Here is a 22,625-nt window from a genome sequence, read left to right on the forward strand (position 1 = left end):
TTTTGGTCGTCTAAAAATATTCCGAATCGGTTTGAGTAAGATGTCATTTTTTCTACAAACAACAGTTGCTTTACAGTTTTAATAATTCGACCGATTGAAAATATGTACTTACTTCTCAGGAATCATACTTTAATGAACGTCCCTGAAATCCCCCCTGAAATCCCCCTGAAATCCCCTCTGAAATCCCCTCTGAAATCCCCTCTGAAATCCCCTTTTAAAATCTGTTTGAACAGCTTAAACGGTTTGAACTGTTTAAATCAACTGACAGAATGGAAATCGGCACAACAAATGTTCTGCTGATTAAAGCATTGCTATATTCATTTCACCTCAACCGAAGCCGACGGGTCGAAGGGATTTGTGCGCACTGCCAGTTCATCCAGAAACTTTTAATCCGCCCATCTTTTATATAGGTTATGTTCAATATCCAGCGCGTCTAAAACCCTGCCCGCGATAAAATTCGCGAGGTCATCCATGGATCCGGGTTTGTTGTAAAAGGCGGGCATCGCGGGAAGTATAATACCCCCGGCGTTTGAAATTTTAAGCATGTTTTCAAGGTGGATTGAACTTAAAGGGGTTTCTCGGGGGACCAGAATCAATTTCCTTCTCTCTTTCAAAACGACATCCGCGGCCCTTTCGATTAAACTTGAGGATACACCCGCCGCTATCCTTCCAATACACCCCATGCTCGCGGGAATTACAACCATTCCGTCTGTTTTGAATGAACCGCTGGAGATAGACGCGTGGAAATCGGTATTTTCAAGATATTCAATATTTTTATTATTGAAATAATCCTTAAAAAATATTGTCAATTTCTCTTTTTCAGGCAGTTTAACCGATAGCTCATGCTCAAAAATAGCTAAACCGGTGGCAGAACAAAGCAGAAATATTTTAACACCGGTAATATTAAGGCTTTCGACCAATCTTTTCGCGTAAATTGAACCACTGGCTCCTGTTACGGCAACAATATATTTTTTACCGATACCCATAATAATCATATTATATTCCAGCCTTCATAATTTGACAAATTATTTTTTTGTGTTATAATCTTTTTTTAAATTATATTTCAAATACCGGTGACTGGTGCGCTGGTGACTTTTTTTGGAGGACATTTATGCTTAAATATATGCGAAATAACCTGAAAATAATCATGTGGATAATCATTGGGACATTTATCGGGACTATTTTTGTTTCATGGGGAATGGGCGGGATTCAACAGCAAAAAAATATAGCCGCGAAAATCAACGGGAAAAAAGTGCCTTTGACTGAGTATTATGAAATTTTAAACCGTTATTATAATTTCTACCAGAAAATTTATGGAAAGAATTTAAATCCCGATATTCTTAAAAAGATGAATGTGGAAAAAATGGCAATAGACCAGATTATTAAAGACACATTAATTGAAAAAAAGGCGGAAGAAATCGGTGTTACCGTTTCAGATGATGAAGTAATAGATTATTTCAAAAGCTACGATATTTTTCAGACAAACGGGAAATTTGACCCGAGGAAATTCAGCCAGGCGGACCAATTTGTGGACGCCAGCGGAAGAAAAGTCAATTGGAACGAGCAGGAAAAACTGGTACGGAAAGACATAATCCGCATGAAAATGGAAGAAATCATTAAAGACGGCATAACGGTCTCAGATAAAGAAGTCGAATTCCGCTACCTGTTCGAAAACGAGGAAATTAAAGTGTCTTATATCTTCATAGACCCTAAAAATTTTCTTTCTGAAAAAAAGATTAAAGAATATTACCAGAAAAATGAAAAACAATTTGAAGAACCGGAAAAGGTAAAGGCAAGCCATATCCTTTTTCTGGTAAAAGACAGCGATAATTTTAATGAAGAAAGAGAAGCCAGGAATAAAGCGGAAAAAGTCCTGGCTGAATTAAAAACAGGAAAAAATTTTGCGGAACTGGCAAAAAAATATTCTGAAGATTCATCAAAGGAAAAAGGCGGGGATTTGGGTTATTTTTCACGGGGCATGATGGACGCGAATTTTGAAAGGGCGGCTTTTGCTTTAAAAACCGGGGAAACAAGCCCGATTATCCGCTCAGCTTACGGTTTTCATATTATCAAATTGACCGACAGAAAAGACCCGTATATCAAGCCGTTTGAAGAAGTAAAAGAGAACATCAAATACATGGCTGTAACTGATGAGGAAAGAAACCAGGCAAAAAAACAGGCGGAAGAGATATCAAAAAACCTGATTGAAAAAAATGATTTAATTAAAGCGGCCGCCGAATCCAAAATCCCGGTAAAAAGCCTGGATTATTTCAACCGTTCAAAATTTGTTTCCGGAATTGCCGACAACAAAATATTTAAAGAAAATGCCTTCAAATTATCAAAAGGAGCCACAAGCCGTTTAATTGAGGCGGAAAACGGCTTCTATTTTATAAAACTTCTTGAAAGAAAACAAGTGAACGTGGAAAAATTCGCGCAGGCCAGGGATGAGCTGAAAACCCGGTTGTTACAGGAAAAAAAATCCAGCTATCTTGACAATTGGTATAAAGATTTGATAAAAAATTCGAAAATTGCAATATATATAAATCCAAATGAACAGGTTTGACCCTCAGTTTCCTTCGTAAGGCGTCAGATTAACACGTTTGGCCATTTCGCGCAATAAATCGTAATCTTTATCATTGACCTCTATAAAACCGTCAAGCCATGCACGTTTTAATACCGACAGGTGTTCATTTTCCACCTCTACGGTATCTTCTTTTTTGATGCCAATCATTACATCCTTTACCTGTTTAATCAACGCGTCTTCAATCTCTTTCCTCGCGGCTAACGTGCAGTAACTTATCATTTCCGACCTGGCTATAATCCTGAAATCATTCGGGCCAAACTTTTTATCCGCTATTGCCTCCCTGAGGTCCTCCAGCGGAGCGGCTCCCGCGTCAAAGGCCTGGTAATAAACGGCATAAAGCACTTTTTCATGTTTAAAAGACCCGGAGGGTATAGCATAATAAGCCAAATCTTTTTCAGGGTCAACGCCATTCCGTTTTAACAAATCGTAAACCGCGAGGTATCCCGCGGGCGCGAATTCCGGACCGAAAATAAATTTTTTGTCTTTTAAATCCGAAATATTTTTAATACCGCTTTCATTCCGGACAATGATCGTCCCGATAGTATTTTTCCCCTCGGGACCTCTTTTTTCACCCACGACAAGTTTCGCCTGGTAATTTTTCTTTAAAATAATATACATGACGGAATTGGCATGGACAAAATCGATTTTTTTCTCCCTGAACGCGTCTTCAATATCATAAGTGTTCAAATAAACCGCCTCAAACTTTTTACCGAGTTTCTTGTTCAGATAATTCGTCAGCGGCTGGAACCTCTCCTCTGTTTCTTTAAGGCTGTTACAGACCATGTAACCAATCTTTATTGAATCTTCAGCGTAACAATATCCATAAAAATTAATTAAAATCATAAGCATTATTATCATTTTTCTATTCATTTAATACCCCTTTCATATCTGAATAATTTAATATCAACACCAGGTGCATCCAGAAAAGGCCTAAACATCACAATACCTGAAACAGCGTCATCTTTGCCGTCTTCAATGGTTTTCCCGATTTCATCTTCATTTAAATTTCCCCAATAATTATTCGCGGCTTCAATTTCCAGAGCGCCTTTATTGTCCAGGTTAAATTTTTTGTTTTCCGCTATGTTATTGTAACCCAAAACAGCGTCCGAGTTGTTCAAAGAAACCCCGTCTGACCCGTTTTCAAGAATAAAATTACGATGAATATTTAATTTTGAATTATTGCCTGATATGCCGTCCAATTCATTTTTGCCGATAAAATTGTCATTAATTGAAATTTCCCCGCCCTGGAAAAGAGCGCCATAACGGTTATTAATCATAAAAGAATTGGAAATTTTACCCACGGACTCTTTCATCCTTAATCCCTCAAGATAATTATCTTTTACCGCGTTCTTTTCAAAAATAACTTCTGAGCGGAAACTATGCATAGCCGAATAGTTATTGGAAAATACCGTGTTTACGATTTCCGCCCTGGAATCGCGAAAACGCAGTGCGCTGTAATTATCGCTGAAAATACTGTCGTTTATTTTAATATCAGACTCCTGGAATTGAAAACCGCGGCTGTTATTGAAAACTATCGTATTTTCCATTATTATTTTGGAAAAATGGCTGTGAAGGGCCCTGTACGCGTTTTTAAATTTGCAATAAGATAAAATATTCGGGTCACCCTCGCTTGCCATAAAATATAATCCCTCCCAACGCGTTTTATTGTTTTCCGGGCCGGATGAGAAAATTATGGGGAGGTCTTTCTCACCCCCCGCTAAAAGTGTTCCAAAAATATAGAGGCCGCTTTCACCGATCCCATCCATATTTTCGTCCTGCCAGAGAAATTCAATTTCGGCCCCGGGTTTAATAGTCAAAACCGATCCCGCTTCCACCGTGCATATGCCTTTAATAAAAATTTTACCTTCCCAAACTGTATTATTTGTAATATGCGTCTTATTATAAACAACAGGTCCTTCTTTTATTCTCTTGATACACCCGGACAAAATTATAAGTGTTATAACGAGGGCAATATATCTATTCCTGCCTGACATCATATTTATTCCCGCTGAAATTGTTGCCTTTTAAAATCAAATTTGATTTTATGCCGATGAAAATTCCCTCCTCCTCGTTATTTTCAATCCAATTCCCCGTAAGCTCACCCCTGGAAGAAAAAATCCCGTAAAAACCCGCGTAATTTTCCCTTATGACATTTTTAGCTATTTTGGGATATGAAATTTCACCTGAAGAAACAAAGGCGTATTTATTTTTCTCAAAAATATTTTCTTCGATAACGGGAGAAGATTTTAAGGAATCAATCCCCGTAAAGGCATTTTGAATTTTGCAAAAATTAAAAATCCCGTCTTCCGCCTGGTCAAGAATAATCCCGGCCCAGAAAATCCCGTCCATGGATTTCCCTTCGCCGTAAAATATTATAGGATTATTTACTTCACCCCTTGCAATAATCTTACCGCGTATCAAAATTTCATTATAAGGCGACAAAAATAGCGGTTCATTTTTAGAAGAATCTTTTTCCTTGATTTTGATTTTAGTGCCCGGCTGGATTATAAGTTTTACGCCTTTCGGAATCAAAAGGTCATCGTCAATCTGGATAATTCCGTCCCAAACCGTATTTTTGGTTATTATCCCGCTAAACAAATAAATTTTTTCCCTCTGCCCAGGATTTATTTTTCCTGCCTGCGGATTTTTTAAGCATCCCGATGTTAATAAAAAAATTACAATAAAAAAACTTTTTTTCTTTCCCATGACAAACTTAAATCAATTTTTTCTCTTTCAAAAACCATCTCGCAATGTCCCCTGCTGATTCCGTTTCATTATTTATTTTTTTAAGGAGTTCTTCATATGTTTTATCATCAATGGTACCGCCTAACTTATCCAGCAATCTTGTAAGCGCAGGGAACTTTTTGAGGGTGTCTTTCCGGACAACAGGGGCGGCTATACAGGGTAAACCCTGCTTTCCGTCACGTTCGTTTTTGTAAAATTTACTTTCAAATCCAAACGGTTTCAGCCAGACAAGATTCAGCTTTTCCTGGTATTCCCGCCGCACAACTTCAAATATTTTATCCTTTTCAGAAACATCTTTTCTTTTCAGGACCTCGGTCAAACTTATGCCGGTATATTCGACAAAAATATCGATATCGCCTTTTTCCAAAACAGCATGGCCGTTTTCACCCGGTTCCAGCATTTTAACTACAGCAGTCGTCCCTGTCCTTTCCCGGATAAGTATCGCAAGCATTTCAGCTAAAATCATGGACTCGGGATTTTTTTCCTGGCCGATGTAAATAGTTTTGCCGACACAGGCATAGGAAAGTGCCTGAATGGAGATAAAACTTACAATAAATAACGCCGACAATAAAAACTTATGTTTCTTCATGGTATTCTCCCCGTGAAAATTCAAATTGCAAAATGCAAAGTTTAAAATGTGGAATCACTTCACACTTCATAATATTGTTTATTTTGTCATGAAATGACACAACAATTTTGACTTTCAATTTTTGAATTTTTCGTTACACGTTTCAAACACATCGGATCCGGACTTTTAAAATTCCCTTCATAAAAATAACTGCGTCCCCGGCACCCGCCCTGGCACCAGTTTACAAGCCGGCAGGGAATACATTCCTCAGGCAGCATGGAAACCTGGTTTCGTAAATTCTCCGCTTTATTTTTCCAGATTTCCCTAAATGACTCCTTATTTAAATCGCCTAATTCCACATCTATTGAAGAACAGCCGTAGACCCTCCCGTCCCGCCTGACATATGCCACTGCTGAACCCGCCTGACAGCCGTTATACACCCCTTTGGCCGGCGCGGAGGTGTCTCTTTCAGGATAAAATATCGAGCTTATAAAAAAATCTCTTATCACAAGTTCAATGTTTTTTTCCCAGTATTTAATCTTTATGGCGGTTATATTTCTAAAATTTTCGAGCCTTTCTTTTTCTACCTTAAAAACTATGTTGTCCTTTTCGCATTTCCAGCTGTTAAAGTTGTTGATGATAAACCTGCCAAATGACATATCAACCGCATTGTCTATCATATAAATTATATCTTCAAAATTGCTTTTAGTTACGAAAACACTGGCCGCTTTTTTCTCCTTTGAAACGGCCGGCGGCTTTTGCCCGTTAAAACCGCCTGTAAGTATTTCCGGCCCGAAAACAAAACATTCAACAAGGGCCTGGGTCCCGGGCTCCAATAAAAAGGCGGGGCATTCGCCCTCCAGAAATAAAAAAACCTTTACGCCCCTGGATTTTGCTTCGGATAAAATAAAGCCGGTACTTTTTTCTTTACCCTCAAACTCTCCCCTGACGGCCAGTTGGAATATTCCGCTCGAAATTATTTTTTTTCCTGAAAATATAATATCTTCTTCCCGTTCCGGCAAATCCCATTCTAATCTAAGTGGAACCTGAAGCATTGTCTTCCTTCCAGCAATGCGGATCCGGCTGGTTAAAATCGCCGGACACAGCATAGGCCCTCGCACTGCACCCGCCTAAACATTCTTCATAATTTTCGCATGAAACACATTTGCCTTTTGCTTCCTTATTACGGAGTTTCAGCAAAACAGGCGAATTTTTCCAGATATCCTTAAAATCATCTTTTAAAATATTCCCGATAGAAACCGGCATAAAACCACAGGGTGTTATGTCCCCGTTAGGCTTAATGGCAAGTGAAAGTTTACCGCAGCTGCTCCCGGGAACAATTGTTTTGTCCCTGCCGCCAAATTCCTTTAAAAGGCAGATAACAGGGTCGTCCAACGATATAGTAATATCAGAAATTTCTTTTTTCTTAATCAAAACGTCCCGGTAAAATCCCATCCATTCCCGCGGGGTCAAATCCAGCTCGCCGCGGTTTTTCAATCCTTGTCCGCTGCATTTATAATTGTGAAAAGTAATTTTTTTAATACCCAATTTCCTGGCCAGGTCAATAAGCTCCCCAAATTCCCTGTAATTCATTCTGCTGATAACGGATGATACAGCGGTCTCGATATTATTTTTGCGCAATAATTCAATCGCAAAAACCGCCTTTTTAAAGCTTCCCTTTTTATTGCGAAAATTATCATGATCCCTTTCCCGCGCGCTGTCTAAACTTACTTCAACTTTTGAAATCCTGCTGTTTTTAATTTTATCAACAATCTCTCCGTCAACTAAAAAACCGTTTGTCGAAACACTTATATGAAGCCCGTTCTCACGGGCAAATAACGCGATATCAAATATGTCTTTTTTCAGAAAAGGCTCTCCCCCGCCGAAATTCGCAAAATAAACTTTTGCGGCAACAAGCTTTTTAACAATTTCCTTGTTCTGCCCGGCCGGTAATTCTTCATATTTCTCCAGCCTGGAATAACAGTGCTTGCAGTTAAAATTACAATTATTGGATAAACTCCAATTAACCAACAGCGGCGCGTCAGGTATTTTTGTTTTCATCATAAATCAACCAGCCTTCTTTTAAAAGTCGGCTGAGAAAATAATTAACATCGTCCTTTAATGTTTTCTCATCTGTTTCAAAACTCTTCAATATTTCTGACACTATCCCGTCCTCTCCTAAAGTTCCATCGGCCAGCATCCAAATCTTGCCTGCAACATAGTTCAGCTGGTGGACCACATCGGCAATAACCAATGTTACCACAGATTCTTCTGAAATATCCTCGCCGTTTCTCGCCCTTGCCAGTAATTCTTCTTCTTCAATCTCAACTCTCCAGACAATTTCAGGATTACGTTTTATTTTCTTCACCCAGCCCTTCCTTTTTAAGTTATCTTGTTTATATTCACTTCCCCAATGTTGCCACAACCCTTTTTGCCATTCCCTTGCATACCTTATATCTCAGGAAGGGCTGGGTTCACGGTCTCTCCATATGGAATATACCTCCTGGTATATGAGAAGTTTCTTGTCAGGGTTTTTTATTGGACTTGGCTGTTTTAAACTTTGATAATTCCAATAACTTGTATGAAAGCTTTGCGATTGAAAACTGGAATGTAGACGCTAAATTATTATTATCCAGAAATAAATTTACCTCAGCGGATTTCCTGAAATCCAGCAAACGGTTTAACCTGGTCTTTAAAACATAATCATTATTCCTGTTGACCGCGCTTATAACCCGTTCTATTAAAGCATCCTGGTATGCAAGACTGTTCCTGACATCCCACAATTTTTCATAAGCTTTAAAAAATTCGTATTCCTTTTTATTTTTGGATTCCATTTCTTCAATTTTATTTTGTTCGAACCTGCTGATGGGAATAAAGGCCGTATCATCTTTTTTGTCCCTTGTCATTTTTAAAGCCATATTACAATATCCCCTGCTTAATTGTATCATCTCATAAGACCGGACAAAATTTTTTCTCATATCTTTTTCGGCCATATCCCTGTATTTCAGACCCTGATTAAAATACCATTCTACTTCCTCGTTTCCGCTTTGAAGCACATTATCCACATCATCTTTCACAAGATCATCCAAATCGGCGATTTTTTCTTTCATTATATTTTCTATCCCGCGTAACAATTCATCCACACTGAGTTTCATGGCGCTCAGCAAACAATCCATGGCGAAATTGATGGAATCCTGCGCAGAAATATATTCCCTGCGTTTGGTCTCAGCGCGGGCTTTTTCATAAGATAGTTTTGCCTGCTGGAACAAATCCTTTAATTTCGCGCTTATATCATTGAAATTATTGTTAAAATAAAGTTTATTGCTGTATTCAAATAATGTTTCAAGCTGCTGCATCTTATTTTCCACCCTGTTTTTTAATTCATTTGATTCTGCATTTGATAAATTCAAAATTTTATTTGAAAGGTCTTCCGCCAACTCTATCTTTTTTATGGCCGCATTAAATTCTCCTTTTTCAATAAATTCTTTGGCCTGGGAGGCAAACTCGATTGCTTTTTTCAAGGTTAAATGATAATCCCCGTTATAAAATTCAGAAATTAAAATTTCATATTCAATTAATTCCTGAAGTTTAAACATCTTTTCTTTTACCATTTCTTTTATATCAGAGGTGTCAAGCTCTTTATCGCTGTGTCGCTCCTCTGAATATGCAATAAAAACAGGGTGCAGCACGAAAATAAAAATTATGCCGAATATAAATAACTTCTTCATTAATATCCTTGATTTATTTTATAAATTATATCATTTTTTCTTTTAATTTACTATCAAAATTTAATTTATTACTCGTTTTTTGGGCGTGAAAAAATTAATTAAAACACCAAACAGGGTAAGAACAGAAACAAATTCCAGACGTCCAATCCACATTTCAATAATGTAAATAATTTTTAAAAGCGCCGGCATATCCGGATTGGTTATACCGCATGAAAGGCCGGAGTTGCTTCCCGCGGAAACAGCTTCAAAAAATGCCTCAATCGCCGAATAGCCGTAATACATTCCGAATATCGTACCGGTAAAATATGTCATCATGTAAAGCAGAATAATCATCATCGCGTTTTTGACAAGGGAGTTATCCAGAAGATAGTCACGTATATGATGAAATTTTTGTGAAACAACGGAAGATTCCGGGGAAATAAGCCTTCTTACTTCCTGGATTAAGCTTTTAAAAACTATACCGACTCTCAAGCTTTTAAAACCGCCGCCTGTGGAACAGGCGCAGGCGCCGATTGACATTGCAACAGAGACCCCCATCATGGCCAATGCCCCCCATTCTTTAACAAATTGTATCGCGTAAATCGTCATGTTGCCTGTGGTTGTATGGCCGGACAAAATTATGAAAAACGCCTTCCGGAAATTAATCAAAAAACCCGGGTATGTTCTTACCTGAAATAATCCCCATATAAGAATTATAAAAGAAATTGAAAGAGTAACTATGAAAGACCTTATTTCAATATTTTCCCGCATTTCTTTTCTCTGGCCGGACCAGATTGCGTAATGAAGCGCGAAATTAAATGAGCCAAGAATACAAATAATCGTCACAACAGCGTCAATCCAGTAATTATGGTAATAAACAATATTCTGGGTCTGCGGGGCAAACCCCCCTGTGCTCCACGCCCCCATAAATAAGCATATGCCGTGGTATAAAGCCTTGAAAAAAGGAAGCCCGTCCGCCAATTCAATAATGGTAAGAATTGTGGTCCCAACCGCAAGGTACAAGAGGCTGATCATCCAGATTGCCCTGGATGTCTGGGCGACATTCGGCAAAAGTTTTTCTTCCCTGCCTTCACCGACATACATTTTAAACATTCCCGATGTGCCTCCTACCATAAAACTGAGCGCAATAACCACTATCCCCTGCCCGCCGCAATAAGTTAAAATATGCCTGTAAAGATTCAACCCGTATGAAACATGGTCCAAATCCTTCATTAAAAAAAGCCCTGTAGTGGTAAAACCGCTCATTACATCGAAACAAGCGTCAAGATATGAACCCATTACCCCGCCAAGATAGTAAGGAATGGCGGCCAGGCACGTGGCAACTATCCAGCTGAAACCTACTGCGGACAGCCCCTGCGTCCACGACGGTGTCCTATCCGTACGGCATAAAATCATAAACAAAAAACCGGCAGCCAGGGAAATTGAACCGCCGAGGACCAAATCAACGGCAGGGTTCCATTCTTTTAAAAGAAAAGATATTACGGCTGGAATAAACAGGAGAAAACCCACCCCTGCGATAATTTTTGAACTAAGGAATATTATAATCTTTGCATCATCCGCATTAACCTTCGGGCTCATTTTCTTTTTCCTTTTTTCTTAAAAATATTTCAATTCCAAAAAGAATTACTGCAAAAATAAAAACCCCCGATGTTATTTTTAACCTTTTTTTGTCAACGGGACGTGAAATATTACTGCCTTTTTTTAAAACATTAAGGGCATCCAAATGGATATCCACCTCGCCCATATGCTCGGGGCAGGCGCGATGGAATCTGCCAGTTATCTGGATAAAATCACCGGCGTGGTTATAATCGCCCGGGTGAGACATGTTTTTTGCCAATTCCGCAGGCATCCAGACGCCGATAGCATTGCTGCCATCAGAAACATTGATCCACGCGAATTCTTTTTTATAGAAAATATCCCCTATAGTTTCACCTTTAACACAGACTTCTTTAAAATCATGTTCCCTCGCGTTTTCAATCAATTCAGTTACAGAAATAAAGGCGTAAGCGCCGGATATATAAGAAAATATTATTAAAAAAAACCAGAAAGATACTTTTTTCACCCAGCCCTTCCTTTTCTTTAATGATTTTATATTTCTAATCAATTTTCAGTAACTATTACTGTATTTTTAACCTCATCCTTCTTTTTTAAACTTAGGAAGGGCGAGGTTCATCTGGAAAGTATTTCTCCTATTATGAATATAAATGCCATAAGCAAAAACAAGGCAACAGAAAAACCAACTTCCGTTAAAATCCCTAAAAAAACATCTTTTAGCCAATTATTGCCATTTTTTAACATTTTAATATTAACTTATTTTTCCTATAAGAGAAGTAAGAAGGGACTGTTCATTTTCAACCGATGTTATAGCGATAACATCATCTCCCGGGGTAAGGACTGTTTCACCTTTTGGAATAATTATATCACCCCCGCGCACAATGCTGACTAAAACAGAATTTGGAGGAAGTGTAATATCTTTAATCATTTTGCTGATAACAGGTGAACCTTCACCAAGGTCCACCCGGACCAGGGAAATATTTCCTTTTTTGAAACTTAACAAATTTATGAAATCATCCAGCGAAACTTCTTCCTCGACAATCTTCGCGATAATGGTGGTGCTGTTTACAGGGACATCAACACCCAATTCGGAAAAAATCGCTTCATTGTTCGGGTTGTTGACACGCGCAACTGTGCGCAAAACATTATACCCTGTTTTTGCGAGCTGGCAGGCGACAAAATTGTCCTCATCGCTGCCTGTAACCGCCGCGAATACGTCCGTTTTTGCAATCCCGGCCTGTTCCAGTATATTAATATCACAGCCGTCCCCGTTAATGACCATTGAATCAATTTCATGGGCAATTTGTTCGCAGCGCGCCCTGTCTTTCTCTATTAAAGCAACATTATGCCCGTCCCTGGCCAATTTTTTAACCAAATAATATCCGACCTTGCCGCCGCCGACAACTACAATGTTCACCCCGCCCTTCCTTTCTAATTCTTAAGTTCACAGCCACATTTACCCTCACTCTTCCTTGTTACTATTAGGAAGGGCGGGGTTCATTTTCTTTTACTCCGCCTGTACTTATTGAAAATAATCTGAATATTTTTCAAGTTTTTCCGACTTGACCATTGCGTAAATTATCACATTTTTCTCAATAACATAATCTTTCTCCGCCATATTCAATTTTTTATCCTTTTTCACCAGGATAATCTTAAATTCATTCTTTTTTTCTACCTCCCCCGCGGTTTTCCCGATCAAATCCTGGTTAGGAACAAAATTTATTAACCTGACATCCCCGTTTTCTAAAATACTTGAATCGCTAGAATAATTAGTCTGGATAATCTTGTTTTTCATAAGCCTGGCGATTAAAGTCGTCCCGCCTACTACATCCAATCCCAGTTTAAAGTATGTTTTTTCTCTGCCGGGGTCATATATTCTTGCGACAATCTTGGGCACTTTGAAAATTCCCTTCGCGACCTGGGCAGCCATAATATTTGTATTGTCACGATTTGTTACTGCCGCGAAAGCATCCGCTTTTTCAATCCCGGCCTCTAACAAAACATTCTTGTCAAAACCGCTCCCGGTTACTGTCGCGCCGTTGAACCCCACACCAAGGCGGGTAAACGAATCCGGGTTTTTATCAACAACAACGACATTATGCCCGTCATTGCTTAAAATATTTGCCAACTGCGCACCAACACGGCCGCATCCCACAATAATCACATACATAGTGTTTCCTTTTATTTATAAAGAGTAAACAGGCCAAAACTTGAATTTACAAGTAAAATATTAATCACTCTGGTAACTGTGCTCCCTCATATTTTAAAGTAAACAGGCCAGAGCATAAATCTCCAAGATTATATACTTAATAACCGGTTTGTCAAGGGTAAAATGAAAAATCTCTTGACAAATATAATTGTTTTCACTATAATACTTTTGATTTTTTCCAATGTAAATATTTCAAAATAACTATTTGTGAAAGGGGCTAAAAATGATTAATAAAAACAAGGTGAAAAAGATAGCATATATCGGATTATCCTTATGCTTTTTGATTTCATGCCAGAACAAAGAAAAATTGACCGAAAAACAACAGGAATCGCAGCAAATTGTCCAGATGGTCCCTGGTGCGGGAAACGCATGGAAGTCAGTAAGACTGATAATAAAAAACAAAAAAGATCCAAAAGATAAAGGCAAAGATTTCGATGTGGAAATAGGGGTAAATCCCGTATCAATCCCAAATACAAATCTCAAGATTAAAATTGAAGAATTCTATCCTGATTTTTGCATGGACGGCCAGGGCAAAGCCGGGTCAAAAAGCACTACTTTGAACAATCCGGCTGCCCGCATAATTGTAGAACAAGAGGGAAAACCTCCATACCAGGGATGGTTATTTGCCAATTACCCGGATGTTCATGAGTTTCCAAGTGAAGAGATAAGTATCCGTTTAAATGACTTCATCAAAAAATAATGACCGGATTTAATATGTTAAATAAAAAAATAATTATTGTTGCTTTTTGTTTCTTAGCAATATTTTCAATAAATAATACTTTTGCCGAAGAAAAATCGATAAAAATCGGCGTCCTGCTGGCACACACCGGGGATTTAGGCACCTATGGAAAAGTAATGAAAAACGGCACAATTCTCGCTTCTGAAATGATCAATGAAAGCGGCGGTGTTTTAAAAAAGAAGATTGAACTGATTCACAGGGACAGCCAGACAGACCCAACCATGGCTGTAGACGCGGCGCAGAAATTGATTGATATTGATAAAGTCGCGGCAATTGTCGGCGCAATTTCAAGCGGCGAAACCATACCTATCACAACATCAGTCGCCGCTGATAAAAAAGTAATAGTAATCTCGCCGTCTTCTACTTCGCCTGAAATCACAAATCTCAATGATAATGATTTTTTGTTCAGAACAGTCCCTTCAGATGCGCTTCAATGTGAAGTCCTCGCGTCAACAGCAAAAGAACAGGGGTTTAAAAAAATATCAATTATTTATGTAAATAACTCTTACGGCGAAGGGTTAGCGGAAACAATGAAGCAGGCTTTTTCAGTCATGGGGGGGAAAGTTTTAGAATCAGTTGCGTTTAATCCCAGCCAGCCGACTTACCGTTCTGAAATACAAAAAACCGTTAAAAATGAACCTGATGCTTTACTCCTTATTGCATATCCTGAAAACGGCGTAAAAGTATTACGGGAGGCTATTGAATTCGGCTTTATTAATAAATTCCTGCTTACCGACGGAATGAAGGCGGATGAAGTTGTTAAAAACGTGGGAGGAAAATATCTGGCCGGAACATACGGAACGGCGCCCGCACCGGTGGAAAGCAATTTAAGCAAAAAATTCAAAGAAGCATATCAAAAGAGGTTTGGAGAAATGCCCCCAAAACCTTATATCGACACCAGTTTTGATGCTGTGATTGTAACCGCCCTGGCTATCGCAAAAGGCGGGAGCGCCGACGGGGCGGTCATCCGCGATAATTTGCGCAAGATTGCCAATCCCCCTGGAGAAAAAGTAAACTTTCTGGATTTAAAAAAGGCACTTCAATTGATTGAAGAAGGCAAAAAAATCGATTATGAAGGTGTTTCCGGTTCATTGAATTTTGATAAAAACGGCGATATTACAGGCGGGAGCTATGGAATCTGGAAAATTGAGAATGATAAAATCGTGGATGTCCGTGTCGAAATTGTAGAATAAATTTGTAGGGGCGGGTTCTAAACCCGTCCTAAAATATTTTTTTCTTCTCTCCGAAAATCCCCTCAGGCCGGAAAAGAAGCACCAATTCGAGAACAATACTGATAATGATTATACGAAGGGGCCCCTGGATATTGGATACTTTTTCAGCAGTTTCTGGATTTGAAAAAAACCACATTATTAAATCCTCTGTTCCCGACCAGACTGCCAATACCAGTAACGCGCCAAGTAAAGCACCCCGGTTGTTCCCGCTTCCGCCAATAATAAGCATTACCCATACAAGAAAAGTCCATTGCATCGGCTGAAACACATCAGGGCTGATAAAAGAAATATAATGGCTGTATAATCCGCCGGCAAGCCCCATAAACATTGATCCGATAACCAGGGACTCCAGTTTATAACGAAAAACATTTTTCCCTGCTGACGCGGTTACCAGTTCATCTTCACGGATTGCTTTGATTACCCTGCCCCACGGCGAATGAATATTTTTCTCAATAAAAAGATAAATTAAGATGATAATAACCAAAATAACCAGTAAAAACAGAAGATTATGATATTCACTCGCGGATAAATCCGTCCATGGCTTTGGAATATCTTTTATTCCCCTGTTCCCATTGCTAAGCCATGACTCATTTGTAAAAACTAATCTTATTGATTCCGCAATCCCAAGGGTGGCCATTGCAAGATAATCTTCCCTCAATTTTAACACGGGCAAACCAATCAAAAACGCGATAATCCCGGAAAATAACGCTGAACCCAGGAGCCCAATGATTACCGGCAGTCCCAAACCTCCTAAATGCTCCGGCGACGGCCCTTTTGTCAAAAAAGCCGTAGTATACGCCCCAACAGCAAAAAAACCGGCAATCCCCACGTTAAATAAACCTGTAAATCCCCATTGAAGATTAAGACCCAGGGTTAAAATAGCAAAAATACCGGCCTTGATGCTAAATGATATAAGATAACTTAAAATCCCGCTCATGCCCTTCTTTCTTTTTTTCCAAATAAACCTTCCGGTCTTATCAAAAGCACTAAAATTAAAATAATAAAAGAAACCACACTCTTATACGCCGGGTTAATAAAAACAGTTGAAACTTCCTGGGATATGCCGATAATCATCCCTCCCGCCATCGCGCCGTAAGGACTCCCGATTCCGCCAAGAATTACACCCGCAAAAACCGGGAGAAGCACATCCCATCCCATCACCGGCCTTAACTGGACCTCTAATCCCAGGAAAATACCGCCAACCGCCGCTAAAGCGCATCCCAATCCCCATGTCCAAAAAATAATTTTTTCTGTCTCAATCCCAATAATGCCGGCCAGTTGCATATTATCAGACAAGGCGCGCATTGCTTTTCCGATTTTGGATTTTTTCAGGAAAAAATGGACGGCAATTATTAATAAAAATGATGTAATTATGATAAAAATTTCATCTGGTTTTATTTTAACACCAAAAGGCAGTTTTTTCGCCATTTGTAACTCTGAACTATAATAGCTTATCTGGGGACCCCAAATCATCTGGATGAGATTACGTAAAAAAAGCGCCACCCCTATTGAAGCAATTAAAAGTGTAACCGGGGTTTTTTCTCTTAATTTTCTATAAAGACAGCAATCCAGTAAAATACCCAGTCCCGAGGCAACAAGTATGGAAAGAATTATTGAAACAATAAACGGGAGTTTTAATCCGAGAAAGAAAAGGCATAAATAAGCCCCCGCGGCCATAAAATCACCATGGGCAAAATTGGCAAAGTTCAGGATTCCATAGGTCAATGTTAATCCTATGGAACCAAGAACAATTATACTGCCCATGATAATTCCATTAACGATTAGTTGGAGCATGAGTAAATGGTGAGATTTTATTTATCTGTTAAACGTATTTATTACACCCACGATAATCGCAATCTCAGAGAAAAATTTAACTGTTTCTCTCCAGAAATGCGTCTTTTTGGGTATTATAACTGTATCCCCTGATTCTAATTCCGGGAGGTCCGAAAATTCGCTTTTCTTTAAATTTTCCGTCAGGTCCAGTTTTACCGTGTCCGGGTAACCCTTATTGCCTTCACCTTTTATTATTTTTACTTTATTTATATATGCTTCATCGGTCACGCCGCCTGCCAATTGAACAATATTCCAGATATTTTTTCCGCCTCCAAGCTGATATGCGCCCGGGTGATAAACCTCTCCGAGTACATAAACAACATTGGCCTTGGACTCTATTTCAGGCCGGAGCAGTCCTTCATAAATATATGTCGGGACCACAATAGTGTCTCCCGCTTTGACAATAGGGTTTCCTGAAAGATCTCCGCGGTTTAAATAGTCATTGATGGAAAATGTTTTGACTACAGGCAGGTCCTCATGGTATGAAATTATTTTTATTCTGTTAAGTTCAGCGTAAGGTGTAAAACCGCCGGCCCTCGAAACAGCTTCCATTAATTCAATTGAATCTTCGAGAGGATAAACACCCGGGGCCCTTACTTCACCAACAATGTTTATAATATTCCGCCTCTTTTCCCCGCGTTTCCTTTCTTCTATCAATTTTCCTTCTTCGCCCAAACGCGGCACATAGATAGTGTCCCCGGCTTTCAGCTTTGTAAGTAAACCGGCATCTCCTGTCCGCAAATATTTGTCCACATCCACAATTATAACCTCCGGTTTTTCCAACCCCCCCCGCAAAATCCTGACACCTCTCAACGAGGCAGCATCCGTACCTCCCCCGGCCTGGGTAATTACTTCCAAAATATTGGGCATTACCGCAAAGGAATACTGGCCTGGTTTGAATACCTGCCCTAAAACAAAAACCCTGTTCCCGCGGTAACCCTGTATATTTACTTCAACCTTGATAATATCTTTTAAATATTTGGAAAGTTTTTCAACCAATGACTTTTCAAGCTGGCTTACGGTCAGACCGGCAACCTCAATTTTCTCAATTACCGGCGGGAAGATAATATTGCCCTCGGGCAAAACAGAAACTGTTTTTTCCAAATCCGGATACCCCCAGACTGAAATTCTTATCACGTCTTCAGGCTGGAGAACATATTCCTGAAGGGCAATATTAGTTTCCGGCCCTTTGTCCCCGGGAGAAACCTGTGTTTCTTCCGCTCCCGATAATGGAAACGGCAAAACCATACTGATTATTAAGAAACAACAAATATACTTTTTAAACATTGTATAATCCATTTTCTAAAAAATACAGGTCACGCCTATACCACTTTTGCTGTTAAAAAAACCGCCTGTATCTGAAACGCTCCCGCTGAATGAAAAATTCATTTCCCAGTTTTTGACGGGGCGAAACTGGATCCCCGGGCCGATATAAACTAAATTATAGTCCGTAGTCCTCTCCCCGCTGCCCTCAAGGAAAAAAGACACTTTTTCGCTCTGCTGGCATTCAACCGCAAAATCATACTGGAAAACATTTTTATATTTATAATCCCCTTCCGCTGGAAACCATCCTCCAAGATGAAAATAAAAAAAATAGCCGTTTTTCCATTTCCCTATTTCATATCGTCCCAGGAGAGAACAAAGGACATCGGTTTCCCTGCCTCCCAGCCCTTTTTTTATCTCCCCGGTCCTTATTCTTCCTCCCAGTTGCAGGGCTATATCTAAATCTTTATCGGCAAGCAAATAACCCTGGCTCGAAAAAATCCGATATTTAAAAAAAACCAGGCTGTCCCTCAACCCGCTTTGTTTATTTGTTCCTCCCGAAGTATATGGGAGAGACAAATCCAATTCCGTATTTTTATTGATACCGTAATACAAATTGGCCTCTATGTCCGAACGCCATACGACATTGTCCAAACCAAAATTGTTTTCCCTGGTGTAAATTTCTTTTATATTAAGCTGTCCTTTTCCGGCAGGGATAAAACGAAAAGACGGAGTATAAAACGGGCTGGCATAAATTATATTTTTTGCCGGTAAAAATAATATTATTAAACCTGTTAAAAAAAAAACCTTTTTTATCATATTGGCTCCATACAAGAGCTCTTTTACGGCACGGTAACACCAGCGCGCAGGCTCAAATCGCTTTCATTATCCGAGTCATCCACCGCGGATATTTTAAAATAAGAATAGGTGCTTGACGTCAATCCGTTAACAATATAAGCAGTATCAGGGGGCTGGCCGGTTATCTCTTCTATTACGCTGTAATTTGTCCCGCTGGCGGATTGATATACCCTGTATTTCGCCAAATCCGCTTCTGTATTTGCCGTCCAGCTTAAATTGACCTGCCCCTTTGACGCCCCCGCAAGCGCCGTAAGCCCGGAAGGTGCCGCCGGATTAACACTATCTCCCCTCGCCCTGCAAAACACTTCACTGCTATATTCACTTTCATTGTTTGAGTTATCCAGGGCCGTAATCCTGAAGAAATAATTGTTCCCTGCTATAAGCCCTGTAACTGTATAATTATTTGCTGACTGGCCTGCTATGAAACTGAAATTCCCACCGCCCTGGTTTGCGCCGTAAATGTTATACGCTAAAAAATCACTTTCAGAATTTGCCGTCCAGCTTAAATTAATCTCGCCTTTACGGGTCCCGGTCAACGCGGTAAGCCCCACGGGTTTCGCGGGGGCAGCGTGGTCCTTATAATTCACAACCACCTGGTTGGACTTGTTGCTTTCATTATTATTTTTATCAAAAGCGCTGACGCGGTAATAATATGTCGATCCCGTGATAACATCGCTGTCGGCAAAAGACAGACCTGTTTCTTCAATATAACCCTGGTCTTTAAAACTTATTTTCTGGGGACCGGACAAATTCTTTCCCGGGAAATTAGAAATAGATGAGTTATTCCTGTATAACCGGTATTTTACGACATCGCTTTCCGGGCTTTTCGACCAGTATAAATAAATCATTCCGCTTGATTCCTGCGCGGCTAAGCCCGAAGGAGCGGAAGGCGGTTCAATGTCCGGTTGGACCACACTTTCACTTTCATCTTTTTTGGCACAGCCAAGAGCAACCATAAAAATGAAAATAAACAGCAATTTAATCAATTTCATTAGTAAACCTTTAAACATAGAATGTTCATTATATCATCAAACTGAGTTCAAATCAATAAAATTTCTAAATCCACGGGACAAGTTTAATCTCTCCAAAACACCCCATTTTATCGTCTTTAACTATTACCACGCCTGATAACCCCTCTATTTTTTCAGCCAGTTCTATCCCGTTTAAAATATCATCCTTTGTCTGGATAACATTCCCTATCGCAGTGGCGGCGGCATCCGCCAAAATGGCGGATCGAGATATTACAACTACCGCGTCAGCCTTTCCAAAACTAAACGAATGGCCGACGGTACCTGAGGATGTGCAGATTCCCAAAGGACACGGGTGGGGCTGGATTTCAATCGCGGTCTTGTTGCTTAACGGCGATTTGCCGGCGTAAATCCCTATTTTACGGGTTTTTTTTGAATTCATAAAAATGTCTCCCCCGTTTTCGATTATAAATTCCCCGCTCAACGGCATAAGGTCATATCCCACAAATTCAGAAATGGCCCCGGCAACGCTTGCCATAGGGCCTACCCCAACCTTTGAACAGAATCTTGACATATCCTGAACTATCTTCGCGGCCAATTTACCCGGTGTATACGGTTCAAGCGTGGTTTTGAAAACAGGGAATTCTTCAATATATTTCTCGATTTGATTTCTATATTTCAATACCGCGCCCATTGCTTCTTTAGACAAATCCCTTTCCGCGCTTATCAAAAGGTCCGTCTCTTTGACAGAAACAGAAAAATGGACTAAACCGCTTGTTCTAACAGTTTCACGGTATGTGCGTTTTTCATATTTTATATTTTCAGGATAAAAATTTTTTATGCTCATATTTATTTGCAAATTATTGTATATTTTATAAAACAATTCTGTAATTTGTGTGTGTAATGTGTATTTTGGGAAAATTTTTCACTCGTGAAAAATTTTATCCATCCCCCGCCTACCACTGTATCTTTCTTATAGAAAACAACCGCCTGGCCGGGTGTTATCGCGCGCTGTGGTTTTAAAAACTCGACCCTTACCTTGTTCCCCTCAAGAGGGAAAACCACCGCCTTTTCTTCTATAAATTTATACCTTATCTTTGCTTTTACCAAAACCGGTCTTGTTAATCTATCTATTGCCTGCCAGTTAACATTATCCGCGATAAATTCCTTCCCGTATAAATCCTCGTCTTTTCCCGCGATAACCGTATTGTTCGTTATGTCTATCTTTAAAACATATAATGGATAAGGCGAAGAAATCCCGAGGCCTTTTCTCTGCCCGATAGTATAATGATAAATACCCTTGTGCTTCCCCAGTATTTTACCATTAATATCAAGGATTAACCCTTCTTTTTCTTTCAGCTTAAAATGTTCATTTATAAATTCCGGGTAATCGTTATCGGGGATAAAACATATCTCCTGGCTTTCTTTCTTCCTGGCCGTGATTAATCCGTTTTTCCTTGCTATCTCTCTAACCTCTTCTTTTGTCAATCCGGCCAGCGGGAAAATAACATGTTTAAGCTGTTCCTGCGTCAATGAAAACAAAACATAGGACTGGTCTTTTTCCCTGTCTTTTCCTTTCTTGATTGAGTATCTTCCTGTTTTTTTATTCAAATAATTTCTCGCGTAATGCCCCGTCGCGACATAATCAATGCCGTGTTTCTTCGCGTAATCAAGCAAATACCCGAATTTCATTCTCTCATTACATACAATGCACGGATTAGGCGTTACCCCTTTTAAATATTCCCCGCAAAAATAATCAATTACGTATTTTTTAAACTCCCTGACCAGGTTAATTGTCTGGAATGGTATTTTTAACTGCGACGCTATACGCCGGGCGTCGATAATATCGTCGGGCGAGCAGCAGCTTTTGTTAACCTGACACTCATTTTCATTATGCCATATCAGCATCGTTATTCCGCGCACATCAAACCTTTTTTTCTTAAGCAAAAACGCCGCTACCGAGCTGTCCACACCTCCGCTCATCGCGACAAGCACTTTTTTGTTTTTCATATTTTCCATTTTACCGTTTATTTTACTGCATTTTGCAGCACTTTTCCAATTAAATTATTTTGCTTTATTTTATCGACAAACAAAAAGAAAAGATAAAAATTATCCAATGGAAATTGTTCGCAATTATCCATAATATTGGTAAAATATACAGGTATGGAATGGAATTCGCGTAAAGTTGAATGATAAACGGGAAAATAACTTAATAAATGCAGAAAAAATACTTAAGATTTTCGAAGATTTTAGTGGTAAAATAGAAAATCAAATTAAAAGTTGAAGAAATATTCTTTTAAAAAAGGTTTTTTCGACAGACTTGTTAAAACAAATTAAGAGAAAA

Annotated in this window: 22 protein-coding genes and 1 pseudogene; 3 read left to right on the plus strand and 20 right to left on the minus strand. The window is 39.3% G+C overall.

Going from position 1 to position 22,625, the window contains the following annotated elements; translation table 11 throughout:
• Window positions 1–386 precede the first annotated feature (386 nt).
• Window positions 387–995, minus strand: a complete 609-nt coding sequence (locus AB1498_10695; GenBank protein ID MEW6088757.1) for a flavin prenyltransferase UbiX — start codon at window positions 993–995, stop codon at window positions 387–389.
• 116 nt (window positions 996–1,111) lie between these two features.
• Between AB1498_10695 and AB1498_10700 the strand changes: the two genes are divergently transcribed.
• The gene (locus tag AB1498_10700; protein ID MEW6088758.1) at window positions 1,112–2,563 is read left to right on the plus strand and encodes a peptidylprolyl isomerase; all 1,452 of its coding nucleotides are present in this window, start codon (window positions 1,112–1,114) and stop codon (window positions 2,561–2,563) included.
• Window positions 2,564–2,566: 3 nt separating this feature from the next.
• Here AB1498_10700 and AB1498_10705 read toward each other — a convergent pair whose 3' ends face one another.
• The 12 genes from AB1498_10705 to AB1498_10760 all read right to left on the minus strand — a co-directional run bounded on the left by AB1498_10705 (window position 2,567) and on the right by AB1498_10760 (window position 13,349).
• Window positions 2,567–3,454 carry a phosphate/phosphite/phosphonate ABC transporter substrate-binding protein gene (locus tag AB1498_10705; protein ID MEW6088759.1) on the minus strand — a complete coding sequence of 296 codons (888 nt, stop codon included), beginning with the start codon at window positions 3,452–3,454 and terminating at the stop codon, window positions 2,567–2,569.
• The gene (locus AB1498_10710; GenBank protein MEW6088760.1) at window positions 3,451–4,581 is read right to left on the minus strand and encodes a right-handed parallel beta-helix repeat-containing protein; all 1,131 of its coding nucleotides are present in this window, start codon (window positions 4,579–4,581) and stop codon (window positions 3,451–3,453) included. Before AB1498_10710 ends, AB1498_10705 begins: the two co-directional genes overlap by 4 nt.
• Window positions 4,562–5,290, minus strand: coding sequence for a right-handed parallel beta-helix repeat-containing protein (locus AB1498_10715; protein ID MEW6088761.1), 729 nt, complete (start codon window positions 5,288–5,290; stop codon window positions 4,562–4,564). The genes AB1498_10710 and AB1498_10715 overlap by 20 nt, the downstream gene beginning before the upstream one ends.
• A gap of 7 nt (window positions 5,291–5,297) precedes the next feature.
• A complete protein-coding gene (locus AB1498_10720; protein MEW6088762.1) occupies window positions 5,298–5,918 on the minus strand; it encodes a glycine betaine ABC transporter substrate-binding protein in 621 nt (206 codons plus the stop codon).
• A gap of 86 nt (window positions 5,919–6,004) precedes the next feature.
• Window positions 6,005–6,952, minus strand: a complete 948-nt coding sequence (locus AB1498_10725) for an SPASM domain-containing protein (protein MEW6088763.1) — start codon at window positions 6,950–6,952, stop codon at window positions 6,005–6,007.
• Window positions 6,933–7,961: a GeoRSP system radical SAM/SPASM protein gene (locus AB1498_10730; GenBank protein ID MEW6088764.1), complete on the minus strand. Its 1,029-nt coding sequence runs from the start codon at window positions 7,959–7,961 to the stop codon at window positions 6,933–6,935. Before AB1498_10730 ends, AB1498_10725 begins: the two co-directional genes overlap by 20 nt.
• Window positions 7,939–8,265: a PqqD family peptide modification chaperone gene (locus AB1498_10735; protein MEW6088765.1), complete on the minus strand. Its 327-nt coding sequence runs from the start codon at window positions 8,263–8,265 to the stop codon at window positions 7,939–7,941. The genes AB1498_10730 and AB1498_10735 overlap by 23 nt, the downstream gene beginning before the upstream one ends.
• Before the next feature lie 157 nt (window positions 8,266–8,422).
• Window positions 8,423–9,625 carry a hypothetical protein gene (locus AB1498_10740; GenBank protein MEW6088766.1) on the minus strand — a complete coding sequence of 401 codons (1,203 nt, stop codon included), beginning with the start codon at window positions 9,623–9,625 and terminating at the stop codon, window positions 8,423–8,425.
• A 60-nt stretch (window positions 9,626–9,685) separates the two neighbouring features.
• Window positions 9,686–11,203 (minus strand): potassium transporter TrkG, encoded by a 1,518-nt coding sequence (locus tag AB1498_10745; protein MEW6088767.1) that lies wholly within the window; start codon window positions 11,201–11,203, stop codon window positions 9,686–9,688.
• A complete protein-coding gene (locus AB1498_10750; GenBank protein ID MEW6088768.1) occupies window positions 11,187–11,687 on the minus strand; it encodes a DNA-binding protein in 501 nt (166 codons plus the stop codon). The genes AB1498_10745 and AB1498_10750 overlap by 17 nt, the downstream gene beginning before the upstream one ends.
• A gap of 243 nt (window positions 11,688–11,930) precedes the next feature.
• A complete protein-coding gene (locus AB1498_10755) occupies window positions 11,931–12,596 on the minus strand; it encodes a TrkA family potassium uptake protein (GenBank protein MEW6088769.1) in 666 nt (221 codons plus the stop codon).
• Between the two features lie 105 nt (window positions 12,597–12,701).
• Window positions 12,702–13,349, minus strand: a complete 648-nt coding sequence (locus AB1498_10760; protein MEW6088770.1) for a TrkA family potassium uptake protein — start codon at window positions 13,347–13,349, stop codon at window positions 12,702–12,704.
• Window positions 13,350–13,611: 262 nt separating this feature from the next.
• On the opposite strand from AB1498_10760, the gene AB1498_10765 reads away from it, so the two are divergent.
• Both AB1498_10765 and AB1498_10770 read left to right on the plus strand, forming a co-directional pair.
• Complete coding sequence (locus AB1498_10765) at window positions 13,612–14,088, plus strand: hypothetical protein (GenBank protein MEW6088771.1); 477 nt, start codon at window positions 13,612–13,614, stop codon at window positions 14,086–14,088.
• Between the two features lie 14 nt (window positions 14,089–14,102).
• Window positions 14,103–15,320, plus strand: a complete 1,218-nt coding sequence (locus AB1498_10770) for an ABC transporter substrate-binding protein (GenBank protein MEW6088772.1) — start codon at window positions 14,103–14,105, stop codon at window positions 15,318–15,320.
• Window positions 15,321–15,348: 28 nt separating this feature from the next.
• Here the strand turns inward: AB1498_10770 and AB1498_10775 are convergent, their stop codons facing one another.
• The 7 genes and pseudogenes from AB1498_10775 to mnmA form a co-directional block, all read right to left on the minus strand.
• A complete protein-coding gene (locus AB1498_10775; protein MEW6088773.1) occupies window positions 15,349–16,296 on the minus strand; it encodes a branched-chain amino acid ABC transporter permease in 948 nt (315 codons plus the stop codon).
• Window positions 16,293–17,153 (minus strand): branched-chain amino acid ABC transporter permease, encoded by an 861-nt coding sequence (locus tag AB1498_10780; protein MEW6088774.1) that lies wholly within the window; start codon window positions 17,151–17,153, stop codon window positions 16,293–16,295. The genes AB1498_10775 and AB1498_10780 overlap by 4 nt, the downstream gene beginning before the upstream one ends.
• 21 nt (window positions 17,154–17,174) lie before the next feature.
• Window positions 17,175–18,479, minus strand: coding sequence for an SLBB domain-containing protein (locus tag AB1498_10785; GenBank protein MEW6088775.1), 1,305 nt, complete (start codon window positions 18,477–18,479; stop codon window positions 17,175–17,177).
• A 15-nt stretch (window positions 18,480–18,494) separates the two neighbouring features.
• Entirely contained in the window at window positions 18,495–19,274 is a 780-nt protein-coding gene (locus AB1498_10790; GenBank protein ID MEW6088776.1) for a transporter, read from the minus strand.
• 23 nt (window positions 19,275–19,297) lie between these two features.
• Window positions 19,298–20,305, minus strand: a complete 1,008-nt coding sequence (locus tag AB1498_10795) for a fibronectin type III domain-containing protein (protein MEW6088777.1) — start codon at window positions 20,303–20,305, stop codon at window positions 19,298–19,300.
• A gap of 64 nt (window positions 20,306–20,369) precedes the next feature.
• Window positions 20,370–21,128: a UPF0280 family protein gene (locus AB1498_10800; protein MEW6088778.1), complete on the minus strand. Its 759-nt coding sequence runs from the start codon at window positions 21,126–21,128 to the stop codon at window positions 20,370–20,372.
• 92 nt (window positions 21,129–21,220) lie between these two features.
• Window positions 21,221–22,312, minus strand: a pseudogene (gene mnmA / locus AB1498_10805) (tRNA 2-thiouridine(34) synthase MnmA).
• Window positions 22,313–22,625 lie beyond the last annotated feature (313 nt).

This window comes from bacterium, assembly GCA_040754625.1.
Lineage (GTDB): Bacteria > JACRDZ01 > JAQUKH01 > JAQUKH01 > JAQUKH01 > JAQUKH01.

What these genes read in the sequence shown, in the direction of transcription:
- AB1498_10760 (MEW6088770.1), bottom strand. Translation starts at nt 13,349, where the DNA reads ATGTATGTGATTATTGTGGGATGCGGCCGTGTTGGTGCGCAGTTGGCA.
- AB1498_10695 (MEW6088757.1), bottom strand. Translation starts at nt 995, where the DNA reads ATGATTATTATGGGTATCGGTAAAAAATATATTGTTGCCGTAACAGGA.
- AB1498_10800 (MEW6088778.1), bottom strand. Translation starts at nt 21,128, where the DNA reads ATGAGCATAAAAAATTTTTATCCTGAAAATATAAAATATGAAAAACGC.
- AB1498_10765 (MEW6088771.1), top strand. Translation starts at nt 13,612, where the DNA reads ATGATTAATAAAAACAAGGTGAAAAAGATAGCATATATCGGATTATCC.
- AB1498_10795 (MEW6088777.1), bottom strand. Translation starts at nt 20,305, where the DNA reads ATGAAATTGATTAAATTGCTGTTTATTTTCATTTTTATGGTTGCTCTT.
- AB1498_10720 (MEW6088762.1), bottom strand. Translation starts at nt 5,918, where the DNA reads ATGAAGAAACATAAGTTTTTATTGTCGGCGTTATTTATTGTAAGTTTT.
- AB1498_10725 (MEW6088763.1), bottom strand. Translation starts at nt 6,952, where the DNA reads ATGCTTCAGGTTCCACTTAGATTAGAATGGGATTTGCCGGAACGGGAA.
- AB1498_10715 (MEW6088761.1), bottom strand. Translation starts at nt 5,290, where the DNA reads ATGGGAAAGAAAAAAAGTTTTTTTATTGTAATTTTTTTATTAACATCG.
- AB1498_10775 (MEW6088773.1), bottom strand. Translation starts at nt 16,296, where the DNA reads ATGAGCGGGATTTTAAGTTATCTTATATCATTTAGCATCAAGGCCGGT.
- AB1498_10710 (MEW6088760.1), bottom strand. Translation starts at nt 4,581, where the DNA reads ATGATGTCAGGCAGGAATAGATATATTGCCCTCGTTATAACACTTATA.
- AB1498_10785 (MEW6088775.1), bottom strand. Translation starts at nt 18,479, where the DNA reads ATGTTTAAAAAGTATATTTGTTGTTTCTTAATAATCAGTATGGTTTTG.
- AB1498_10770 (MEW6088772.1), top strand. Translation starts at nt 14,103, where the DNA reads ATGTTAAATAAAAAAATAATTATTGTTGCTTTTTGTTTCTTAGCAATA.
- AB1498_10740 (MEW6088766.1), bottom strand. Translation starts at nt 9,625, where the DNA reads ATGAAGAAGTTATTTATATTCGGCATAATTTTTATTTTCGTGCTGCAC.
- AB1498_10790 (MEW6088776.1), bottom strand. Translation starts at nt 19,274, where the DNA reads ATGATAAAAAAGGTTTTTTTTTTAACAGGTTTAATAATATTATTTTTA.
- AB1498_10745 (MEW6088767.1), bottom strand. Translation starts at nt 11,203, where the DNA reads ATGAGCCCGAAGGTTAATGCGGATGATGCAAAGATTATAATATTCCTT.
- AB1498_10705 (MEW6088759.1), bottom strand. Translation starts at nt 3,454, where the DNA reads ATGAATAGAAAAATGATAATAATGCTTATGATTTTAATTAATTTTTAT.
- AB1498_10780 (MEW6088774.1), bottom strand. Translation starts at nt 17,153, where the DNA reads ATGCTCCAACTAATCGTTAATGGAATTATCATGGGCAGTATAATTGTT.
- AB1498_10730 (MEW6088764.1), bottom strand. Translation starts at nt 7,961, where the DNA reads ATGATGAAAACAAAAATACCTGACGCGCCGCTGTTGGTTAATTGGAGT.
- AB1498_10700 (MEW6088758.1), top strand. Translation starts at nt 1,112, where the DNA reads ATGCTTAAATATATGCGAAATAACCTGAAAATAATCATGTGGATAATC.